The following is a 22,318-nucleotide window of genomic DNA, read 5'->3' as shown; positions in this document are numbered from 1 at the left end:
CGGGTACGTCCTTAAGCTCGGCCATAGGCACGCGGCAGTTTCAGCTCAGTGAGCGTGCCGCCTTCTTCATGGTTATACAGTTTAACCGTGCCGCCAGCACGGGTGACGCTGGCCTGACTGAGGAACAAACCCAGACCGAAGCCCTTGCCCTTGGTAGTAAAGAATGGCCGCCCGAGCTGCTCAGCAATCGCCAGCGGCACACCGTCACCAAAGTCACGGATACTCAGGCGCAGCCATTGATGATCCCAATCTAGTCGGATATCCAGCTTGTCTGGGCAGGCATCGGCGGCGTTATTGAGCAGATTAAGCAGCGCCTGGGTCAGGTCAGCAGGCGGCATCATCCGCGGCGGCGTGCCACGGCCCAGGCATTGATAGCGATAACTGGCCTCGGGGCGCATCAGGTGCCAGCGATTGAGTGCTGCCTCTAACCACTCCACCGACGACAACTCGACCACGGCCTGACGACGATCCGCCTCGGCCGCGCGCACCAAATGCTGCAGGGTTTCTTTGCATAACTTGACCTGCTCCTGCAGCACGGCCAGATCCTCTTGCAAAGTCGGCTCTTGGTGTTCGCGGCGCAGCTCCTTAATCAGCACGCTCATGGTCGCCAGCGGCGTGCCCAGTTCGTGCGCCGCACCGGCGGCCTGGGTAGCTACCGCCAACAACTGCTGATCACGCAAACCTTCCTCACGGCGCTCGGCGCGCAACTCTTCCTGATGCCGCAGCTCTTCGGCCATTTTCGCCACGAAAAAGGTGATCAGCCCAGCGGCCAGGGCAAAGCTCAGCCACATGCCATAGATCAACAGACTTTCGCGCGGCCCCTGCGGCAATGCCAACGGGTGCGACCAGACCAGCAGAAAGGTGTAACCACCCAGCGCCAGACCGGACAAGGTGATGGTGTAGAGCCAGGGCAAGATGGCTGCTGCGATGGTCAGCGGCACCAAGTAATAAGAAACAAAGGGGTTCGTCGAGCCGCCAGAGTAGTAGAGCAAGACGCTATGGATAATCAGGTCGCAGGCCAATTGCGCGGCGTACTCCTGCTCAGTCACCGGCCACGGCCCACGCAGGCGCAACGCGGTGAGCAGGCACAACACCAGGGAAATCCCGAGGGTGATGCTCAACTCCAGCCAGGGCAGCGGCAATGCACCGGATTTATAGGCCAAGCCCACCGAGCCGGCCTGCGCCGCCAACACCAGGATACGGATCAAGGTCAGACGCCAGAGGTTCTGTCGGCTCGCCGAAAGTAGCTGCACAGGTGCGAGCATAAAATCTCCAAGATGCTCATTTAGCGAGCTGCGGGAGTATAACCAAGGCCCTGGCCTGCCAACTGCGGCAACACGCCGCAGCTGATGGCCGCCCCTCCAAATAACTTAGGCAAATAATCTTGAACCGGATTTAACCCGCTTAGTCAGATAGCTACGTCTACCCTCTGGAAAGCCGCGCACCTGTCTTTGCGCCCATCACATAAAGGAATTGTCATGCTGCCATTGCCCCGCCTTGCCACCGCCCTGCTGCTGAGCGCCACCAGCCTATTGAGCGTCACGGCTACGGCCGAAGACGCGCGCTACAACCAGGTTGCGCTACGCGCTGAGGTTAATCAGGAAATCGCCCACGACCTGATGCACGTCACTCTTTACAGTGAAGCCCAAGACAGCGACCCGGCCGTCCTCGCCGCACAAATCAGCAAAACGCTTAACGCCAGTATCGCCCAGGCGCGCAAGGTCAAAGGCGTCAGCGTTTCATCGGGCAGCCGTAACAGCTACCCGGTTTACGACGGCAAGGGTCAGAAGATCACCGCCTGGCGCGAACGCGCTGAACTGAGCCTGGAAAGTGCTGACTTCAGCGTGCTGTCCAAGCTCACCGGGGACATGCTGCAAACCCTGAAGATGGGTGGGATGAACTTCAGCATTGCCGACGACACCCGCAAGACCCGCGAAGACGCCCTGCTCAAGGATGCCGTGGCAGCCTTCAAAGCCCGCGCCCAGCTGGCGACTGAAGCGCTGGGTGGCAGCGGTTACAAACTGGTCAGCCTAAATCTCAATACAGGCGGCTTCCAGCGGCCCATGCCGATGCGCATGGAGTCGATGAAAGGTGCGGCGATGATGGATGCATCGGTTACCCCAGAGATCGAAGCCGGCACCAGCCAGGTCAGCATAAGCGCCGATGGGATGATCGAAGTGCAGATGCCCTGAACTCTGCTACAAACAGAAGCAGCGCCGCTGCTTGACGATAGCGGCGCTTTGCCATGTTTTAACCGCGCATTTATAAAAATGCGACAACAACAGATAACTGCACCGCAATTCCCGCTCCTACTGCGACATGCCGCTTGCCTGCGGCATACGCCCTGCATAGCTTCTCCCAAGGTCTCCACAAGAGGCCCCTCTGGATCACAACCACAATAACCATGAGGTCACTATGCGTAAGAACGCCGTCATTCAGGCTTTACTCGCCGCTGGGCTGATCGCCAGCACCCCGCTTGCCAGCGCCGCCGGCAACCTGGTGTTTTGCTCCGAAGGCAGCCCTGCTGGGTTCGACCCAGGCCTGTACACCACCGGCACTGATTTCGATGCCGCAGCGGAAACCGTGTTTAACCGCTTGAGCCAATTCGAGCGCGGCGGTACCGCTGTAATCCCTGGCCTGGCCGAGAAGTGGGACATCAGCGAAGACGGTTTGAGCTACACCTTTCACTTACGCCCGAACGTGAAATTTCATACCACCGAGTACTTCACGCCGAGCCGCAGCTTTAACGCTGATGACGTGCTGTTCACCTTCCAGCGCATGCTCGACAAAGATCACCCCTTCCGCAAAGCCTACCCGTCGGAATTTCCCTATTTCACCGACATGGGTATGGACGCCAACATCGCCAAGATCGAAAAACTCGACGACATGACCGTCAAGTTCAGCCTCAACCAAGTCGACGCTGCCTTTATTCAGAACCTGGCGATGAGCTTTGCCTCGATCCAGTCCGCCGAATACGCAGGCAACCTACTCAAGGCCGGCAAGGCCGCCGACATCAACCAGAAGCCCATCGGCACTGGGCCGTTCGTGTTCAGCCGCTACCAGAAAGATGCGGTGATCCGTTTCAAGGGCAACAAAGAGTATTGGCAGCCTGATGAGGTCAAGCTCGACAACCTGATCTTCGCCATCAATACCGACGCCTCAGTGCGCATGCAGAAGCTCAAGGCCGGCGAGTGTCAGGTCACCCTGTTCCCGCGCCCAGCGGACCTAGAGTCCCTGCAAGAAGATCCGAACCTGAACATGCCCGAGCAGGCCGGATTCAACGTCGGCTATATCGCCTATAACGTGCAGCACAAGCCGTTCGACCAGCTCGAAGTGCGTCAAGCACTGGACATGGCGGTGAACAAGCAAGGGATCATCGATGCGGTCTACCAGAGCGCCGGCCAGCTGGCCGTAAACGGCATGCCTCCGACCCAGTGGTCGTACAACGACAGCATCAAGGACCCCGCCTACGACCCTGAGAAAGCTAAGGCCCTGCTCAAAGCTGCGGGGATCAAGGAAGGCACTGAGATCACCCTGTGGGCCATGCCCGTGCAGCGCCCGTACAACCCCAACGCCAAGCTGATGGCTGAAATGCTGCAAAACGACTGGGCCAAAGTAGGTATCAAGGCCAAGATCGTCACCTACGAATGGGGCGAATACCTCAAGCGCGCCAAGGCCGGTGAACACGATGCGATGCTGATCGGTTGGAGTGGCGACAATGGTGACCCGGACAACTGGCTCGGCACCCTGTATGGCTGCGACGCGGTGGACGGCAACAACTTCTCCAAGTGGTGCGATGCCGACTACGACAAGCTGGTAAAAGCCGCCAAACGGGTGACCGACACCGCCGAGCGCACCGAGCTTTACAAACAGGCGCAGGTGATCCTCAAGCGTGAAGTACCGATCACTCCGATCGCCCACTCCACGGTTTACCAGCCGATGAGCAAGAAGGTCGTGGACTTCAAGATCAGTCCATTCGCGCTGAACTCCTTCTACGGCGTCGGCGTCAAGTAACAGCAGCCCTCAACCATGCTGGCGAGCGGTTTATCCAACCGCTCGCCAGCCGGGCAACGGCAGCCTACCCGGCCACCGCTTGCACGCTGCGTATAACCCGAGGATTGCGTTAATGCCTGCACCTATCTGGCTACGTCCAACCGGCTGGCTCGCTGTTGCCTGCCACGTCCTACCTGCAAAGCGCACGCTCGCCTGGCACCCAGGTGCCGAGCGATACGCCGCCCTACAACAGCGCCAGGCCATGCAGCCTGACACACGCTTATTTTTGATGGAGCACTGACTCGCATGCTGGCTTTTATTGCACGCCGCCTGGGACTGCTGATCCCGACCTTTTTCGGCGTCACCCTGCTGACCTTTGCGTTGATCCGCATGATTCCCGGCGACCCGGTAGAAGTGATGATGGGCGAGCGCCGTGTCGACCCAGTGCTGCACGCGCAAGCCATGGAGCGTCTGGGCCTGAACAAGCCCCTGTATGCCCAGTACTTCGACTACATCGGCCAACTGGCCCAAGGCAATCTGGGCGAATCGCTGCGCACCCGCACCAGCGTATGGAGTGAATTCACCACGCTGTTCCCCGCCACTCTGGAGCTGGCCCTGGCCGCCCTGTTATTTGCCGGGAGCCTGGGGCTGATCGCCGGAGTGGTCGCCGCCCTCAAGCGCGGCTCATTGTTCGATCACGGCGTCATGGGTATTTCGCTGGCCGGCTACTCCATGCCGATTTTCTGGTGGGGCTTGCTACTGATCATGTTCTTCTCAGTCTGGTTAGGCTGGACGCCTGTTTCCGGGCGCATCGACCTGCTCTACGACATCCCCCCCGTCACCGGTTTTATGTTGATCGACACCTTGTTGGCTGACGAACCCGGCGCGTTTGTCGACGCCTTGCACCACCTGATTCTGCCGGCCATCGTGCTCGGCACCATTCCTCTGGCGGTGATTGCGCGCATGACACGCTCGGCGATGCTTGAAGTGCTGCGCGAAGATTACGTGCGCACCGCCCGCGCCAAAGGCCTGTCGCCGGCGCGGGTGGTATTCGTGCATGGCCTGCGCAATGCGCTGATTCCAGTACTCACCGTATTCGGCCTGCAGGTCGGCGCGCTGCTGGCGGGCGCGGTGCTGACTGAAACCATCTTCTCCTGGCCGGGTATCGGCAAATGGCTGATCGAGTCGATTGGTGCACGCGACTACCCGGTGGTGCAAAACGGTATTCTGCTGATCGCTTGTCTGGTGATCCTGGTCAACTTCGTCGTCGACATCCTTTACGGATTGGCTAACCCCCGTATCCGCCATCAGCGTTAGGAGCTGCGAACATGACTGTCGACACCACGCATCCGGCGCTGGATCAGGCGCTGCTTTACCCCTCCCCACTCAAAGAGTTTTGGCAGGCCTTCGCCCATAACAAGGGCGCGGTCGCCGGGCTGTTGTTTATGATCGTGCTGGTGATCTGCGCGCTGTTTGCGCCTTGGATCGCGCCGCACGACCCCAGCGAACAATTCCGCGATTTTATGCTGACCCCGCCGGCCTGGCTGGACGGCGGCCAGTTGCAGTTTCTCCTCGGCACCGATGAAGTGGGCCGTGATTTGCTCTCGCGGCTGATCCACGGCGCGCGTCTGTCACTGCTGATCGGCCTCGCCTCAGTGTTGATGTCGCTGATACCCGGTATTTTCATGGGCTTGGTCGCTGGTTTTTTCCCGCGCCTACTCGGGCCGTCGATCATGCGTCTGATGGACATCATGCTAGCCCTGCCCTCGCTGCTATTAGCGGTCGCCATCGTCGCCATACTCGGCCCGGGACTGATCAACACTATCTTCGCCATCGCCATCGTCTCGCTGCCGTCTTACGTACGCCTGACCCGTGCTGCGGTGATGGGCGAATTAAACCGCGACTACGTCACCGCTGCGCGCCTGGCCGGTGCTGGCTTGCCGCGGCTGATGTTTATCACCGTGCTGCCCAACTGCATGGCACCGCTGATCGTGCAGGCCACCCTGAGCTTTTCTTCGGCCATTCTCGACGCAGCCGCTCTGGGTTTTCTCGGCCTCGGCGTGCAACCGCCGACCCCCGAGTGGGGCACCATGCTGGCCTCGGCGCGTGACTATATCGAGCGCGCCTGGTGGGTGGTCAGCCTGCCTGGCTTAACCATTTTGCTCAGCGTGCTGGCGATCAATCTGATGGGCGACGGGCTGCGCGACGCACTCGACCCGAAACTCAAGAATGCGCAGTGAGGAATTCGGCATGAGCCTATTGGATATCAAGAACCTCAGCGTGCGCTTCGGCGACGTCACAGCGGTGCCCGTGGTCGATGGCCTCGACCTGTCGGTGGCCAAGGGCGAGGTGCTGGCGATTGTCGGCGAGTCCGGCTCGGGCAAGTCGGTGACTATGATGGCGCTGATGGGCCTCATCGACGCGCCAGGCATCGTTAGCGCCGACAGCCTGCAGTTCGACGGCACCGATATGCTGCGCCTTAAAGGCCGGCAGCGGCGGCATATCGTCGGCAAGGATCTGTCGATGATCTTCCAAGACCCGATGACCTCACTCAATCCCAGCTTTACCGTGGGTTACCAGATCGAAGAAGTGTTGCACCAACATATGGGCCTTAAGGGCCAGGCTGCCCGCCAGCGCGCCTTGCAGTTGCTCGACCGGGTTGAAATCCCTGCCGCTGCCAGCAGGCTGAATGCCTACCCGCATCAACTCTCAGGCGGCATGAGTCAACGCGTAGCGATTGCCATGGCGATTGCCGCCGAACCCAAACTACTGATTGCCGACGAACCGACCACCGCGCTGGACGTGACCATTCAGGCACAGATCATGGAGTTGCTGGTCGGGCTGCAACGCGAACAGGACATGGGCCTGGTACTGATCACCCACGATCTCGCCGTGGTCGCAGAAACCGCACAGCGGGTCTGCGTGATGTACGCCGGCCAAGCGGTGGAAATCGGCCACGTGCCGCAACTGTTCGACGCGCCGACTCATCCCTATACCGAGGCGCTGCTCAAGGCGATTCCCGAGCACAGCCAGGGCCAGCGCCGCCTGACCACCCTGCCCGGCATTGTGCCGGGGCGCTATGACCGGCCGCAGGGCTGCCTGTTGTCGCCGCGCTGCCCTTATGTACAAGCCCGCTGCCATCAACAGCGACCGCCGCTCGATGCCCATGAGCGCGGCGCGGCACGCTGTTTCTATCCGCTCAACCTGACTGCGGAGGTGGCCTGATGAGCGCCGTCCTGACTGCCCGAGACCTGACCCGCCATTACGCCATTTCCCGCGGGCTGTTTAAGCCCAACGCTCACGTCCAGGCGCTGAATGGAGTGTCTTTTGAGCTGCAAGCGGGCAAGACCCTGGCCGTGGTCGGCGAGTCTGGCTGCGGCAAATCCACCCTGGCCCGTGCGCTGACGCTGATCGAAGAGCCCAGCTCAGGCAGCCTGCAGATCGCCGGCCAGGAAGTAGCTGGGGCCAACAAAGCCCAGCGCAAACAGCTGCGCCGTGACGTGCAGATGGTCTTTCAAAACCCCTACGCCTCGCTCAACCCACGGCAGAAGGTCGGCGATCAACTGGGCGAGCCCTTGCTCATCAACACCTCGCTGTCGCGACTGGAGCGCCGAGAAAAGGTCCAGGCAATGATGCAACAGGTGGGCCTGCGCCCTGAGCACTACCAGCGCTATCCGCATATGTTCTCCGGTGGCCAGCGTCAGCGTATTGCGTTGGCCCGGGCGATGATGCTGCAGCCCAAAGTGCTGGTAGCGGACGAACCTACTTCAGCGTTGGACGTATCGATCCAGGCCCAAGTACTCAATTTGTTTATGGACCTGCAGGAAGAGTTCAACACCGGCTACGTGTTTATCTCGCACAACCTCTCAGTGGTGCGCCACGTGGCTGATGATGTATTAGTGATGTACCTAGGCCGCCCAGTGGAAATGGGCCCCAGCGAGCAGATTTACCAGCGCCCACTGCACCCTTACACCCAAGCGCTGCTGTCGGCGACGCCGACCATTCATCCTGATCCGAGCAAACCGAAGATCAAGATCAGCGGCGAGCTGCCCAATCCGCTGTCACCACCCAGCGGCTGCGCCTTCCACCAACGCTGCCCGCATGCCAACGAGCGTTGTCAGGCTGAGCAACCGGCACTGCGCCTGCTGGATGCGCGGCAGGTGGCCTGCCACCATGTCGAGTGGATCAATAGCTAAGGCTGCGCGGAAGTGCCCTGATAGAACAGCCTATAGGCCAGCAGGCCAAGGGTTTCATTGAGCAGTATGCCGTTCTGCCACACCGCTTTACTCTCCGGCAACCAGCCGCCCACCGGGCGGCCGTTACGTACACCAAGAAAACCCATCGGCGCACTGACCACCTGCAAACCCGCCTGCTCGAAACTCCAGCGTGACCTGGGCATATGCCAGGCCTGAGTCACCAGCACCACACGAGTAATCCCGGCCTTTTCCAGCAGCTCGGCGGTGTGGGTCGCGTTCTCCCACGTGGTGCGGCTCAAGCCTTCTTGCCAGCGCACCGGTAGGCCGTAATCACGCGCCAACACCTCAGCCATTAACGCCGCCTCACTGGGTGGTACGCCGTAGTGCAATCCGCCCGTGGTCAGCAGTGGCAACCGCGAAGCTTTGGCTAAACGGGCTGCATAACGCACCCGCTCTAGCGCCAATAGGCTGGGCTGGTCGGCGCCCCAGCCGGGGTCTGCAAGTTCTCGACCGCCGCCCAACACCACAATCACCTCAGCGTGCTGAGCCAATCCAGGCCACTGCGTTTCAGCTAATGCCGCTTCGCTCTCCAGTAGTCGCGCCGACCACTCGACCACCACGGGCAGACTGAACAGCCACATGCCGCCTAAAGCGAGCACCAAGCAGCCGGTCGCCAACCGCGGGAAACGGCGACGCAGCCACCAAGCGGCCAGCAGCAACAGTAGAAAAAGGCCTGGCGGAAGAAAAATTTGTTTAAGGATGTAGCGAATCGGCATTGAGCACCTCCACGGGTGCGCGCAGCCTAACGGTGGTTACTCGCCCGAAACAACTGCGAACCACAGGCCTTACACGCCGGCACAGCATTGCCCGACTGCCAGCCAGCCGACTCACCACACAAAGCGCAGCGTAGTTGTAAGCGGCGCTTGAGCAGCGGCTTGACCTTACTGGGTAGCGCAGCCGCGGTCTTGTGCCCACTGCGCCCGACTGCGCGGGGGTACTGAAGCTGCTCGATCTGAGTCATTTCTTGAGCCGCTGCATGCCAGCCACGCAGCCAGTCCAGATCCCGCTCGAGGTAAGCGCGAATTAGCTCCATTTCCGCCGAGGTCAGGCCGCGCAGCTCCAACTCAAGCGGCGCGTGCGCGGACAGCGCGCTCAAGTTGTCCGCCTCATCCAATGCAATGGCGAGGCGCTGTAACAGCCGCTCGTAGAGCCCACCGGTAGGTGCGCCGCGCCTTAATTCTGCCATCCACCACCTCACGCGATCCCTTTTTACCCTCTACTTCAAGCTTAGCGGTCAGCCCCTAACCAGCAGCCCCTGGCGACAAACGGCGAAAACACGCCTGAAGCCAACAGACCACTGATTAATCAGGGTTTCCCTGAGTAAGCGGGGCTCATGTATGCTACGGCGTTTCCCGCAAGCCCTCATTCCAAGCGCCGGTAGCCATGCAAGAACAGTATTCGCCCCGTGAAATCGAAACCGCCGCGCAGTCCCATTGGGATGCGCAGAATTCCTTTGTAGTGAGTGAACAACCAGGCAAGGAGACTTTCTACTGCCTGTCGATGTTCCCCTACCCGAGCGGCAAGCTGCACATGGGCCATGTGCGCAACTACACCATCGGCGATGTAATCGCCCGCTATCAGCGCATGCAGGGCAAGAATGTGCTGCAGCCGATGGGCTGGGACGCCTTTGGTATGCCGGCGGAAAACGCCGCGATGAAGAATAAAGTCGCCCCGGCCAAGTGGACCTACGAAAACATCGAGTACATGAAGACTCAGCTCAAGAGCCTGGGCCTAGCTGTGGACTGGACCCGCGAAGTCACCACCTGCAAACCGGATTACTACCGCTGGGAGCAGTGGCTGTTTACCCGCTTGTTCGAAAAAGGCGTGATCTACCGCAAAAACGGCAGCGTTAACTGGGACCCAGTGGACCAGACCGTTCTGGCCAACGAGCAGGTTATTGACGGCCGTGGCTGGCGTTCCGGCGCGCTGATCGAGAAGCGCGAAATCCCCATGTACTACTTCAAGATCACCGCTTACGCGGAAGAACTCTTGAGCAGCCTGGACGAACTGGATGGCTGGCCGGAACAGGTCAAGACCATGCAGCGCAACTGGATCGGCAAAAGCTTCGGCGCCGATGTGGTGTTTGATTACGACTTCGCCAGCGTCGGCATCGACGGCCAGCTGAAGGTCTACACCACCCGCCCCGACACCCTAATGGGCGCGACTTACGTCGCCGTGGCAGCCGAGCATCCGCTGGCCCAGCGCGCCGCCGTGAGCAATGCGGCGATCGCCGCGTTTATCGCCGAATGCAAAGGCGGCTCCGTGGCCGAGGCCGATATGGCCACCATGGAGAAGAAGGGCGTTGCTACTGGCCAGTTCGTCATCCATCCACTGAGCGGCGACAAGCTGCCGGTGTTTGTTGCCAACTACGTGTTGTGGGGCTACGGCGAAGGCGCGGTCATGGCCGTGCCGGCGCACGATGAGCGCGACTTCGAGTTCGCCAACAAATACAGCCTACCGGTTACCCAGGTGTATACCGGCGAAGGCAAGGCCTACGACGCCAGCCAATGGCAAGACTGGTACGGCGAGAAAGCCGGGCTGACCACCATCAACTCGGGTAAGTACGACAGCCTCGATTTCAGCGCGGCGTTCGATACTATCGTTGCTGATCTGGAAGCCAATGAGCACGGCGCGCGCAAGACCCAATTCCGCCTGCGCGACTGGGGCATCAGCCGCCAGCGTTACTGGGGCTGCCCGATCCCGATTATTCACTGCGAAACCTGTGGTGACGTACCGGTGCCTGAAGACCAGTTGCCGGTTGTGCTGCCAGAAGACGTAGTGCCGGATGGCGCCGGCAGCCCACTGGCGCGCATGCCTGAGTTCTATGAATGCAGCTGCCCGAAATGCGGCGCAGCAGCCAAGCGCGAAACCGACACCATGGACACCTTTGTTGAGTCGTCCTGGTACTTTGCCCGCTTCGCCTCGCCACACTACACCGGCGGCATGGTCGACCCTGCAGCGGCCAACCATTGGCTGCCGGTGGATCAGTACATTGGCGGTATTGAACACGCCATCCTGCACCTGCTGTATGCGCGCTTCTTCCATAAGCTGATGCGCGATGAAGGCCTGGTGTCGTCCAACGAGCCGTTCAAGAACCTGCTGACTCAGGGCATGGTGGTGGCCGAAACCTACTACCGCACCCTCGATAACGGCGGCAAGGACTGGTTCAACCCGGCCGATGTCGAGCTTGAGCGCGACAGCAAAGCCAAAGTCATCAGTGCCAAATTGAAGTCCGACGGTCTGCCGGTCGAAATCGGCGGCACCGAGAAGATGTCCAAGTCGAAGAACAACGGCGTCGACCCACAGTCGATGATCGACCAGTTCGGTGCCGACACCTGCCGCCTGTTTATGATGTTCGCCTCGCCGCCCGACATGAGCTGTGAATGGTCCGACGCAGGTGTTGAAGGTGCGCACCGTTTCCTGCGCCGCGTTTGGCGCTTGGCGCAGAACCACGTTAATCGGGGCGCAGCCGAGGCACTCGACCTTGCCAATCTGACTGACGAGCAGAAGGCCGTGCGCCGCGCTATTCACCTGGCAATCAAGCAGTCGAGCATCGATATTGGCCAGCACCACAAATTCAACACCGCCATCGCCCAAGTGATGACGCTGATGAACGTACTGGAAAAAGCCGCACACTCCAGCAGTCAGGACCGTGCACTGCTGCAGGAAGGCCTTGAGGCCGTGGCGCTGCTACTGGCCCCGATCACGCCGCACATCAGCCACCAGCTGTGGCAGGAATTGGGTCGCGACGGTTTGATTATCGATACGTCATGGCCGCAAGTGGATGAGTCGGCCTTGGTGCAGGACACCCTGACCCTGGTGATTCAAGTCAACGGCAAACTACGCGGGCAGATCGAAGTGTCCGCCAGCGCCAGCCGCGAAGATATCGAAGCCAGCGCCCGCAGCAACGAAAGTGTGCTGCGCTTCACCGAAGGCTTGAGTATTCGCAAGGTCATTGTCGTACCAGGCAAACTGGTCAACATCGTAGCCAACTGATTAAGCTCGGCGCGACCGCACAGCGGCGCGCCGCAAGACACGCCAAGGGGATAAAAGATGATCAAACGGAATCTGTTGGTAATTGGCCTGGCTACCCTGCTCAGCGCTTGCGGCTTTCAGCTGCGCGGTACCGGTGATGTGCAGTTCGCCTTAAAAGAACTCGATGTCAGCGCACGTAATGCCTATGGCGAAACCGTCAATCAGGTACGCGAAGTGCTGCAGAATAACGACGTCCGTGTCTATCCAGGCGCGCCATACAGCCTGGTCCTGAGCAACGAACAGGAAAACCGTCGCGCGGCCAGCTTCACCAGCTCGGCCCGTACCGCCGAATATGAGCTGAACAAGACCCTTGAATACGAGATCCGTGGCAGCAAAAACCTGCTGCTACTGAGCGACAAGGTAGAAGCGCAGAGTTTCTACACCCAAGACAGCAACAACCTGATTGGCGGTGACCAGGAAGCCGCGCAGATTCGCCGGGAAATGAACCGCGAACTGATCCAGCAACTGGTACTGCGCCTGCAACAGATCAGCCCGCAACAACTTGACCAACTGCAGCAAACTGCAGAAGCCAAGGCTAAGGCTGAAGCCGACGCCCTAGAAGCCGCACGCCAACAGCAAGCGGCGCAGCCTCAGCAGTCGCCGATTCAACTGCCGATCCCCGCTCAGTAAGCCTGCCGGGCCGCGCAAGCGGCCCCGCTTCGCATCGCGATGAAACTCAACCCCGCACAACTCGGCAAACACCTGCAGGGCACCTTGAGCCCGGTGTATGTGATCAGTGGCGACGAGCCGCTGCTTTGTCAGGAAGCCGCCGACGCCATTCGCGCCACCACCCGCCAGCAAGGCTTTAGCGAGCGCCAGGTGTTTAACGCCGACAACAATTTTGACTGGGGCCACTTATTACAAGCCGGCGCCAGCCTGTCGTTGTTTGCTGAAAAACGCGTGCTGGAATTACGCATCACTAATGGCAAGCCCAGCGACAAGGGCGCCGCGCTACTCGAATACCTGGCCCGGCCCGCCGAAGACACTGTACTGCTGATCAGCCTGCCCAAGCTCGACGGCAACGCGCAGAAAAGCAAATGGGGCAAGGCGCTGATCGAAGGCGCGCAGACTCAGTTTGTACAGATCTGGCCGGTTGATACCCACCAACTGCCACAATGGATTCGTCAGCGCCTGGCGCAGTCCGGCCTAAGTGCCAGTGCCGAAGCGGTAGACATGATCGCCATACGCGTCGAAGGCAACCTACTCGCTGCCGCTCAAGAGATTGAAAAGCTCAAACTGCTCGTCGATGGTACGCAGATCGACGTCGATACCGTGCATGCGTCAGTGGCGGACAGCGCACGCTTTGATGTGTTCGGCCTCATTGATGCAGCCCTGAATGGCGAAGCCACCCACGCCCTGCGCATGCTCGAAGGGCTGCGCGGCGAAGGCGTCGAACCACCGGTGATTCTCTGGGCGCTGGCCCGGGAAATCCGGCTACTGGCCACCCTCGCGCAACAACATGCCCAGGGCATGCCGCTGGATAAAGCGTTCAGCTCAGCCCGCCCACCAGTCTGGGATAAACGCCGGCCGCTGGTCAGCAAAGCGCTGCAACGCCTATCCGCCACCCGCTGGGCAGCCTTACTGCAAGATGCTCAACACATCGACGCGCAAATTAAAGGCCAGGCAATGGGTGACCCCTGGAGCGGCCTCAGCCTCCTAACCCTGAACCTCTGCGGCCAACGCTTAGGGCTACTCGGCTAAAACCCAGACGCTGGACTTTTCCCACCGTGCGGACCATGCTTCGCGCGCCTGCACATGGCAGGCTATTGCCCGAGGAACTGTCATGGCGAAGAAAACCAAGCACGGCCCGAACAAGGCCAAATCCCTGATTGCCCAACCACTGTTTCGCAGCCGCCAGGAAACGCCCAGCAAAGGCAAAGGCAGCTACCGCCGCGAAGCCTCCCAGCAAAACTGGGGGGCTTCATACTTTCTGGCCGCCTGAAACGCCCGCCACAGCCCGCATACGCACTCAATCATGCTAAGGTTACGGCCTGCAAAATGTGCCGAGACCACCATGCCTTACTTGCTTCTTCGGGGCTTGTCCCATAGCGCCACCGCCCTCTTCCTGCTGCTCTTGACTGCCTGCGCCGAAGTGCCTGCGCAGCCGCTTGCCGACGTGCCGGCTATCACGACCACCGCACCGGCCAGCCCGACCGCTAATGTTGTCAGCCCCCCCAGCCCGCTACTCAGCTTTACTGAATGGCGCATGCTACTGCGCAGCGATGCCATCGCCGCAGGTATCGATGCTGAACTGTTCGACCGCACCTTTGCCGGTATTACCCTTGACCCACGCGTGGTGACCTCTGATAGCAGCCAGCCGGAGTTTACTCGCCCGGTATGGGAGTACATCGACGGTGCCGTTTCCGTCTCGCGCGTCGCCCAGGGCCGCCTGCTTAAAGCGCAGCATCGACCGACGCTGAAAGCCATTCGCAGCACCTACGCCGTAGACCATGAAGTGCTAATCGCCATCTGGGGCATGGAAAGTAATTTCGGCAGCAATATCGGCAGCCATAGTGTGATCCGCTCTTTGGCGACGCTTGCTTACGATGGCCGCCGCCAGGTGTTCTGGCGTAGCCAGTTGTTAGCTGCACTGCAGATACTGCAGGCCGGCGACGCCCCCCCCCAGGGCCTGATTGGCTCATGGGCCGGTGCTATGGGACAGACCCAATTTATGCCGACCACCTTCAATCAACATGCCGTTGATTTTGACGGTGACGGCCGGCGCGACCTGTGGAGCTCCACCCCCGACGCCTTAGCCTCTGCAGCGCATTACCTGCAGGCATCAGGCTGGGAAAATGGCCAACCCTGGGGCTTTGAAGTTAATCTGCCGCAGGGCTTTGATTACGCCATGGCCGACCCGGAAGTACGTCGCAGCCTGATTCAATGGCGTGAGCTTGGGGTAAAACCAACCCGTGCCATCGATGCCAATGACACAAGCCTGGCCACGCTATTTTTACCAGCAGGCCACCGCGGCCCAGCCTTCCTGCTGCTGAACAACTTCCGCAGTATTCTTCGCTACAACAACTCTACCGCCTACGCCCTGGCTATCGGCTTGCTCAGCGATGCCTTGGATGGCAACCCTGGCGTGCAGGCCGCCTGGCCTCGTAACGACCGCCAGCTGGGGCGCAGCGAGCGCATCGAACTGCAGGAGCTGCTTGCGAACAAGGGCTATGAGCCGGGACCTGCGGACGGCATTATTGGGGCTAATACACGCAAGGCGGTACGCGCTTTCCAGCAAAGCCAAGGCCAGCCTGCCGATGGCTACCCCAGCCACCAATTGCTCGAACAGCTCAGATAACTGAGCGCATAACCCTTTTACGCGATCGCTTGGACGAAATGACTAGGCTGCTAGTCGCGTGAACACAGGGCACCCGACTGACTGCACGGTCAGCTCTTATGGTAGACTGCGCGGCGGCGAAAAGCCGCCTCGTCCCCCGGAGCCTCTAGCGGAGCCCAATTGCCGATGTCCGATACCTCCCCGCCAAAACCCGTTGCCAGCGGCGAAAAATTTCGCACCACTCAAGGCATCACTGCGATCAAGGACGGGCAGAAGCGCCGCGCCTCAAGCGAACCCCAGAAGTTTGAGCCCAAGCCCAAGTGGCTGCGGGTCAAGGCACCTGGCGGCAGCCGCTTCGAAGCCGTCAAACGCAACGTCAGCGAACACCGCCTGAGCACGGTGTGTCAGGAATCCCATTGCCCAAATATGGGCGAATGCTGGTCCAACGGCACCGCCACCATCATGTTAATGGGCTCGGTGTGTACCCGCGCCTGTCGCTTCTGCGCGGTGGACACCGGCAACCCTAACGGCTGGCTTGATCTGGAAGAGCCGCAAAATACCGCCAAGTCAGTTGAGCTGATGGCCCTGCGCTATATCGTGCTGACCTCGGTGGATCGCGACGACCTGGATGACGGCGGCGCGGCGCACTACGCCGCTAGCGTGCGCGCGATCAAGGAACGCACCCCACATGTGGTGGTGGAAGCCCTGACGCCTGATTTCGATGGTGACCTGCAAGCCATTGAGCGTGTGGTGGACTCTGGCCTTGAGGTCTTCGCGCAGAACGTCGAGACCGTCAAGCGCCTGACCCATGACGTGCGCGACCCACGCGCGGGCTACGAGAAGACCTTGCGCGTGCTTGAACACGCCAAACGCCACCGCCCGGATGTGCTGACCAAAACCAGCCTGATGCTCGGCCTCGGCGAGACCGATGAGGAAATTCTCGAAACCATGGATGACCTGCGCGCTATCGGCGTGGACATCCTCACACTCGGTCAATACCTGCAGCCGACGCGTAACCACCTACCCGTGCAGCGCTGGGTTAGCCCGGAAGCATTCAATCACTTCCGCGAGCTCGGCCTAGAAAAAGGCTTTATGGAAGTTGCGGCCGGCCCACTGGTACGCTCCAGCTACCGTGCCGATAAGGTCTTCGAGAAGAACAACCTAGGCCTGGCGGCACCTGTTCCCGTTCCCGGTCAGCCGCTCGACAACAGCCTGATTCCGACCCTGAATTTAAATTAATCGAGCCATTTAGAAACGCCTGACCCTGGCTTTACCTGGGGTCAGGCGTTTTCATATTTTGCCGATATCTAACTGTCGATTACGCCTGCCAGGCTTTGCTGCTGCGCATAGTCGAGGTGCTTGCTCAGCTGCTCACGTAACCGCGCACTGACCTCAGCAAAGACTATTGGCGACACTGCCTGATCAGCAAGCTGGGTCATGGCCATGCCGGCATAGCCGCACGGGTTGATGCGCTGGAAGGGCTGCAAGTCCATGTCCACATTCAGCGCCAGGCCATGAAAAGAGCGGCCGTTACGAATCCGCAGCCCCAAAGAAGCGATCTTCGCGCCATCGACATACACCCCAGGGGCGTCTGGCTTGGCATTGGCGCTGACACCGTAGCTGGCCAGTAGCTCAATCAAGCAGCGCTCCATGCGGCTGACCAGTTCACGCACCCCAATACCGCTGCGGCGCACATCCAGCAGCAGGTAAGCCACCAGCTGGCCCGGCCCGTGGTACGTCACCTGACCTCCCCGGTCGACCTGCACTACCGGAATATCACCCGGAAACAGCACATGCTCGGCCTTACCAGCCTGGCCCTGGGTAAACACCGGGGCATGCTCGAGCAGCCAGATTTCGTCAGGCGTATCCACGCCGCGTGTATCGGTAAAGCGCTGCATGGCATGCCAGGTCGGCTCGTATTCAACCTGTCCTAGCTCGCGAAAGCCAAGCGGCAGACTCATCACAGCACCATGTGCACAATACCGGTCGCACGCAAAGCACTGTTGATATCGCGCAGCTGATCTTCACCGGTGGCCTCGATATGCAGCTGCACCGTGGTGTACTTGCCATTACTGCTCTGGCGCTCGGCCAGCGTACTGAGATCGACCTTGGCATGCTTGCTTAGGACCTCGATCACCGTGTCTTTGTAACTGTCGCCGCTATCGCCAACCACCTTGATCGGGTAATCGGCGCAGGGAAATTCGATTTTATGCGATTTAACGTCAGGTTGACTCATGGCGGTAACGGCCTCGTAAGCCGTGGCAACAACAGCGCCCTTACGGTTCGGCAAGGGCGTGCTGGTCACGATATCAGTTGAATAAACCGAAGAAGAACAAGCTGATGCTGTCCCACAAACGGCGGAAGAAACTGCCTTCCTCGACGGCCTCAAGGGCAATCAAGTCAGCGCTGTGTACCAACTCCTCGCCCAGTTTTACCTGGACCGTGCCGATCACATCACCTTGAGCAATAGGCGCAGTAAGTTGCGGATTAATGACCATGCCAGCCTGCAGTTTATCCAGCTGGCCCTTTGGCAGGGTTAAGGTGAGGTCATTGGCCAAACCGGCTTTAACCTGACGCGAAGCACCTTTCCAAACCTGTGCCTGTGCCAGCTCCTGGCCTTTTTTGTAAAAGCTGCGGGTCTCGAAGAAGCGGAAACCGTAGGTCAGCAGCTTCTGCGTTTCCGCCGCACGGGCCGACTCGCTAACGGTGCCGAACACCGAGGTAATCATGCGCGCACCATCACGCACAGCCGAAGCCACTAGGCAGTAGCCTGCTTCATCGGTATGGCCGGTTTTCAGGCCATCGACGGTCTTGTCGCGCCACAGCAGCAGGTTGCGATTACCCTGCTTGATGTTGTTCCAGAGGAACTCTTTCTGCGCATAGATGGCGTAGTGTTCCTGATCTTCATTGATGATGGCACGGGCCAGAATGGCCATGTCGTGAGCGCTGGAGTAATGCTCCGGATTCGGCAGACCGGTGGCATTCATAAAGTGGCTGTTGCTCATGCCCAGACGCGCAGCTGCTTCGTTCATCATATCGGCGAAGGCATCCTCACTGCCGGCAATGTATTCAGCCAGGGCAATACTGGCGTCGTTACCGGACTGGATAATCACCCCGTGCAGCAGGTCATCCACGCTCGCCTGGCTGTTCAAGGGCAGGAACATGGTCGAACCACCAGAGGCCGCACCGCCGGTGCGCCAGGCGTGCTCGCTAACCGGCACCATGTCTTGCTGGCCGATCTTGCCCTTGCGAATTTCCAGGGTGGCGATGTAGGCCGTCATCAGTTTGGTCAGGCTAGCCGGGGGCAAACGCTGGTCGCCGTTGTTTTCCACCAGCACCTTGCCGCTGGCAGCATCCAGCAGCACATAGGACTTGGCCGCTAACTGTGGCGCGGAGGGAATAGCAGGTTGATTGGCCCAGACTGTCGGTGCGCTGAACAGGCAAAGTGAAAGGAAAACGCGTTGCGCAAAGCTGGTGATATTCATCCGTCTCTCTAGATTGCTGATGGTCGAACAGGCCCAGTGGGCATAAGTTGCTTACCCCAGTCCAGCGGCTGACCGGCCGGGGGTGTTTGTTTAGTCCCGCAAAAAAACCATAAGTGCCCCGTCAGTCTGCTTTGACCAGAGTTGGCTCGCCTAGATTGGCCAGGCGCACACTGTCTTGCAGTTGCTCAGCCTCGCTCTGGTTGCTCACCGGCCCCAGACGTACGCGGTGCAGTATCTGTTGGTTGCGCACCACTGAGCTGACGAACACCGGCGCAGCCACTGTTTCGCTCAGCTTCGAGCGGAGTAGCTCCGCAGCGTCCGGATTGGCGAAGGCTCCCACCTGGAGATACAGGCCAGAGGCTGCGACTGAAGCGTTTTTTTTTGCGTCAATCTGCACAGGTAGTACCGCGGAGGCATGCTGCTGCGGTGGCGGCGAATATTGTTCGAACGGTTGGGCTACGGGCTGCGGCGTGGTTTTAACCTGGGCCACCTGCTGCGGCGCTGCCAGCACCATGGGCACCGGACGGCCCTGCTGAGCCCACCATTCTTGCGGATCAATACCTTCAACCTTAACCCGCGCGGTGCCGCTTTCGGCGTAACCGAGCTTCTTCGCCGCCGCAAAAGACAGGTCGATAATCCGGTCGGAATAGAACGGCCCACGGTCATTAACCCGCAAAATCGCGCTCTTGCCGTTATCCAAGTTAGTCACCCGCACGTAGCTGGGCAGCGGCAGAGTTTTATGCGCTGCGGTCATGCCGTACAGATCGTAGGTTTCACCGTTAGCAGTAGCCTGGCCGTGAAATTTAGTGCCGTACCAAGACGCCGGCCCCACAGCCTGATAGCGCCGGGCATCGGGGATCGGATAGTACTGTTTGCCGAATACCGTGTAAGGGCTGGCTTTGACCGCACCGTAGTGCGGCATCGGCACGGCGTCGGGAATTCTCGAGACGTCAACGTCCCACCAAGGCGCGCCGTCCTTGTGTGGACGGTTAAAGTCATCTGGACCGGAAATCGATGCGCCCGGCTGCACCGGTGCTACCGGCTGCGGCGCTCGGCTGGACGAGCAGCTGGCCAACAGCAGTACCAAGCTGCCATACGCAGCCATTTTTAAAGGTAAACGCACCATCAATTCTTACCCCGTTCCTCAACCAGCAACTCGGCCAGCTGATTGACCGCCATGGCATACATCACGCTGCGATTGTAGCGGGTGATCACAAAAAAGTTAGGCAAGCCCAGCCAGTGCTCTGCACCCTCGGCACCTTCCAGACGGAAGGCGGTGACTGGCAATTCGTCCGCCAGCGGATTGGCACTCGCCCAACCCAGAGCACGCAATTCAGCGGCAGTCTTCACCGGATCAAGGCCCACAGTCAGACCCTGTTCAGCTTGTGCCCCCGTAACGGTGGCGGCGCTGACCACCGGCTGCCCGGGCTGCCAGCCGTGACGCTTGAAATAACTGGCTACGCTGCCGATGGCGTCCACCGGGTTGGTCCAGATGTTGATATGGCCGTCACCGTCAAAGTCCACGGCGTAGGCGCGGAAGCTGCTCGGCATAAACTGTGGCAAACCCATGGCGCCGGCGTAAGAGCCCTTCAGGCTCAGTGGTTCAACCTGCTCTTCACGAGTCAGCAAGAGGAACTCACGCAGCTCCTTGCGAAAGAATGGCGCACGCGGCGGATAATCAAAGGCCAGGGTCGACAGCGCATCCATCACCCGATAGCTACCAGTGTTACCGCCGTAAGAGGTTTCCACACCGATGATCGCCACAATCACTTGGGCCGATACGCCGTACTCTGCTTCAGCGCGAGCCAGGGTGGCTTCATGCTGCTTCCAAAATTCGACCCCTTTGTTGATGCGCGCATCGGTGATAAAGATCGGCCGGTAGTCTTTCCACTGCTTGACCTTCTCCGCCGGACGCGAAATGGCGTCGAGAATGGCCTGCTTACGCTCGACCTCGGCAAACATCCCAACCAGCTGCTCGCCGGCAAAGCCATAGTCGCGAGTCATTTCGCCGACGAATTCAGTCACCTGAGGCGACTGCTGATAATCCCCGGCCAGCACGGGCTGAACCATTCCGCACACCCCGGCGAACGCCAGCCAAGGTGCAGTACGTACCATCCATCCACGTGCGTTTTGCATTGAATTCATAATCCCAATCAAACCTGTGTCATCCACTTACGGTGAGTGTGGATCGACATCAAAATCCCAAATCCTGCGAGTAGCGTAATCAACGAAGTGCCGCCGTAGCTGATAAACGGCAGCGGCACCCCCACCACCGGCAACAAACCGCTGACCATACCGATATTGACGAAGACATAAACGAAGAACGTCATGGTCAGCGCACCGGCGAGAAGCTTACCGAACAGCGTCTGCGCTTGCACGGTAATCACCAGGCCGCGCGCGATCAACAGCATGTACACCAGCAGTAACAAACACACGCCAACCAGGCCGAATTCCTCGGCTAGCACCGCAATAATGAAGTCTGTGTGGCTTTCCGGGAGAAAATCCAGGTGCGACTGAGTGCCTTGCAGCCAGCCCTTACCCAACACACCGCCTGAGCCGATAGCGGCCTTGGATTGGATGATGTTCCAGCCACTGCCTAGCGGATCGCTTTCCGGGTTGAGGAAGGTCAGCACCCGCTGCTTCTGATACTCACGCATGACAAATAGCCACATGCCTATGGCTATCGGCACCACGGCAGCCACCGCACCAATCACCCAGCGCCACTGCAGCCCAGCGATAAACAATACAAAGCCACCAGAGGCGATGATCAGCAATGATGTACCGAGGTCCGGCTGCAGCATGATCAGCACAAACGGCACAATGATCATCGCCAGGCTGATACAGATATGTTTTAGCCGCGGCGGCAGGCTGCGGCTGGAGAGGTACCAAGCGATGGTCGCAGGCATGATGATCTTCATAAACTCCGAGGGCTGGAAGCGAATGACCCCGGGGATATTGATCCAGCGTGTGGCTCCCATAGCGTTGTGACCCATGACATCCACCACCACCAACAAGGCAACGCCGCCGACATAAGCCAGTGGCACCCAGCGCGCCATAAAGCGCGGCTCAAGCTGAGCAATGATAAACATGCCGACCAGACCAATACCGAAGGAGCTGGCCTGTTTGATCAGCATCTCGATGTTCTTACCGCTGGCGGAATACAGAATAAACAGGCTGCCCGTTGCCAGCGTCAACAGCAGCAGCAGCAGGATGCCGTCGATATGCAGCCTTTGCAGCAAGGAGGCACGACGGCGCAATAAGTCATCCGTGGA

At 59.7% G+C, this 22,318-nt stretch carries 21 protein-coding genes; 12 read left to right on the top strand and 9 right to left on the bottom strand.

Going from position 1 to position 22,318, the window contains the following annotated elements; translation table 11 throughout:
* Positions 1–11 precede the first annotated feature (11 nt).
* Positions 12–1,265, bottom strand: coding sequence for an ATP-binding protein (locus tag BMZ32_RS14945; protein ID WP_090243367.1), 1,254 nt, complete (start codon positions 1,263–1,265; stop codon positions 12–14).
* A 213-nt stretch (positions 1,266–1,478) separates the two neighbouring features.
* On the opposite strand from BMZ32_RS14945, the gene BMZ32_RS14940 reads away from it, so the two are divergent.
* From BMZ32_RS14940 to BMZ32_RS14915, 6 genes are all read left to right on the top strand, one after another.
* Positions 1,479–2,192 (top strand): SIMPL domain-containing protein, encoded by a 714-nt coding sequence (locus tag BMZ32_RS14940; RefSeq protein WP_090243365.1) that lies wholly within the window; start codon positions 1,479–1,481, stop codon positions 2,190–2,192.
* 223 nt (positions 2,193–2,415) lie between these two features.
* Complete coding sequence (locus tag BMZ32_RS14935) at positions 2,416–4,014, top strand: ABC transporter substrate-binding protein (RefSeq protein ID WP_090243363.1); 1,599 nt, start codon at positions 2,416–2,418, stop codon at positions 4,012–4,014.
* Positions 4,015–4,299: 285 nt separating this feature from the next.
* Complete coding sequence (locus BMZ32_RS14930; RefSeq protein WP_090243361.1) at positions 4,300–5,310, top strand: ABC transporter permease subunit; 1,011 nt, start codon at positions 4,300–4,302, stop codon at positions 5,308–5,310.
* 11 nt (positions 5,311–5,321) lie between these two features.
* Positions 5,322–6,233 carry an ABC transporter permease subunit gene (locus BMZ32_RS14925; protein WP_090243359.1) on the top strand — a complete coding sequence of 304 codons (912 nt, stop codon included), beginning with the start codon at positions 5,322–5,324 and terminating at the stop codon, positions 6,231–6,233.
* A gap of 10 nt (positions 6,234–6,243) precedes the next feature.
* On the top strand, positions 6,244–7,218 hold the full coding sequence (locus tag BMZ32_RS14920) for an ABC transporter ATP-binding protein (RefSeq protein WP_090243897.1): 975 nt from the start codon (positions 6,244–6,246) through the stop codon (positions 7,216–7,218).
* Positions 7,218–8,189, top strand: coding sequence for a peptide ABC transporter ATP-binding protein (locus BMZ32_RS14915; protein WP_090243358.1), 972 nt, complete (start codon positions 7,218–7,220; stop codon positions 8,187–8,189). The genes BMZ32_RS14920 and BMZ32_RS14915 overlap by 1 nt, the downstream gene beginning before the upstream one ends.
* Here the strand turns inward: BMZ32_RS14915 and BMZ32_RS14910 are convergent.
* Complete coding sequence (locus tag BMZ32_RS14910) at positions 8,186–8,965, bottom strand: YdcF family protein (protein ID WP_090243356.1); 780 nt, start codon at positions 8,963–8,965, stop codon at positions 8,186–8,188. The two genes, BMZ32_RS14915 and BMZ32_RS14910, sit on opposite strands and share 4 nt — an antisense overlap.
* Before the next feature lie 26 nt (positions 8,966–8,991).
* On the bottom strand, positions 8,992–9,435 hold the full coding sequence (locus BMZ32_RS14905; protein WP_090243354.1) for a hypothetical protein: 444 nt from the start codon (positions 9,433–9,435) through the stop codon (positions 8,992–8,994).
* 197 nt (positions 9,436–9,632) lie between these two features.
* Here BMZ32_RS14905 and leuS point away from each other — a divergent pair, with 197 nt between their 5' ends.
* The 6 genes from leuS (at position 9,633) to lipA (ending at position 16,800) form a co-directional block, all read left to right on the top strand.
* Entirely contained in the window at positions 9,633–12,245 is a 2,613-nt protein-coding gene (gene leuS, locus BMZ32_RS14900) for a leucine--tRNA ligase (RefSeq protein WP_090243352.1), read from the top strand.
* Positions 12,246–12,302: 57 nt separating this feature from the next.
* A complete protein-coding gene (locus BMZ32_RS14895; protein ID WP_090243350.1) occupies positions 12,303–12,914 on the top strand; it encodes an LPS-assembly lipoprotein LptE in 612 nt (203 codons plus the stop codon).
* Between the two features lie 39 nt (positions 12,915–12,953).
* Complete coding sequence (gene holA, locus BMZ32_RS14890; RefSeq protein WP_090243348.1) at positions 12,954–13,985, top strand: DNA polymerase III subunit delta; 1,032 nt, start codon at positions 12,954–12,956, stop codon at positions 13,983–13,985.
* Between the two features lie 82 nt (positions 13,986–14,067).
* A complete protein-coding gene (gene arfA, locus BMZ32_RS14885; RefSeq protein ID WP_090243346.1) occupies positions 14,068–14,226 on the top strand; it encodes an alternative ribosome rescue factor ArfA in 159 nt (52 codons plus the stop codon).
* A 72-nt stretch (positions 14,227–14,298) separates the two neighbouring features.
* Positions 14,299–15,582 (top strand): lytic murein transglycosylase, encoded by a 1,284-nt coding sequence (locus BMZ32_RS14880; protein ID WP_090243344.1) that lies wholly within the window; start codon positions 14,299–14,301, stop codon positions 15,580–15,582.
* 165 nt (positions 15,583–15,747) lie between these two features.
* Positions 15,748–16,800, top strand: coding sequence for a lipoyl synthase (lipA, locus tag BMZ32_RS14875; protein WP_090243342.1), 1,053 nt, complete (start codon positions 15,748–15,750; stop codon positions 16,798–16,800).
* Between the two features lie 68 nt (positions 16,801–16,868).
* Here the strand turns inward: lipA and lipB are convergent, their stop codons facing one another.
* The 6 genes from lipB to rodA form a co-directional block, all read right to left on the bottom strand.
* A complete protein-coding gene (gene lipB, locus BMZ32_RS14870) occupies positions 16,869–17,522 on the bottom strand; it encodes a lipoyl(octanoyl) transferase LipB (RefSeq protein WP_090243340.1) in 654 nt (217 codons plus the stop codon).
* Positions 17,522–17,797 (bottom strand): DUF493 domain-containing protein, encoded by a 276-nt coding sequence (locus tag BMZ32_RS14865; RefSeq protein ID WP_090243895.1) that lies wholly within the window; start codon positions 17,795–17,797, stop codon positions 17,522–17,524. Before BMZ32_RS14865 ends, lipB begins: the two co-directional genes overlap by 1 nt.
* Before the next feature lie 73 nt (positions 17,798–17,870).
* Complete coding sequence (locus BMZ32_RS14860) at positions 17,871–19,046, bottom strand: D-alanyl-D-alanine carboxypeptidase family protein (RefSeq protein ID WP_090243337.1); 1,176 nt, start codon at positions 19,044–19,046, stop codon at positions 17,871–17,873.
* A gap of 121 nt (positions 19,047–19,167) precedes the next feature.
* On the bottom strand, positions 19,168–20,172 hold the full coding sequence (locus BMZ32_RS14855) for a septal ring lytic transglycosylase RlpA family protein (protein WP_090243335.1): 1,005 nt from the start codon (positions 20,170–20,172) through the stop codon (positions 19,168–19,170).
* Positions 20,172–21,182: a lytic murein transglycosylase B gene (mltB, locus tag BMZ32_RS14850; protein WP_090243333.1), complete on the bottom strand. Its 1,011-nt coding sequence runs from the start codon at positions 21,180–21,182 to the stop codon at positions 20,172–20,174. The genes BMZ32_RS14855 and mltB overlap by 1 nt, the downstream gene beginning before the upstream one ends.
* A 17-nt stretch (positions 21,183–21,199) precedes the next feature.
* Entirely contained in the window at positions 21,200–22,303 is a 1,104-nt protein-coding gene (gene rodA, locus BMZ32_RS14845) for a rod shape-determining protein RodA (protein ID WP_208598737.1), read from the bottom strand.
* Positions 22,304–22,318: the final 15 nt, after the last annotated feature.

The sequence above is a fragment of the Pseudomonas guineae genome, from assembly GCF_900113745.1.
Taxonomy (GTDB): Bacteria; Pseudomonadota; Gammaproteobacteria; order Pseudomonadales; family Pseudomonadaceae; genus Aquipseudomonas; species Aquipseudomonas guineae.
This window is presented reverse-complemented; position numbering and strand designations above follow the sequence as displayed.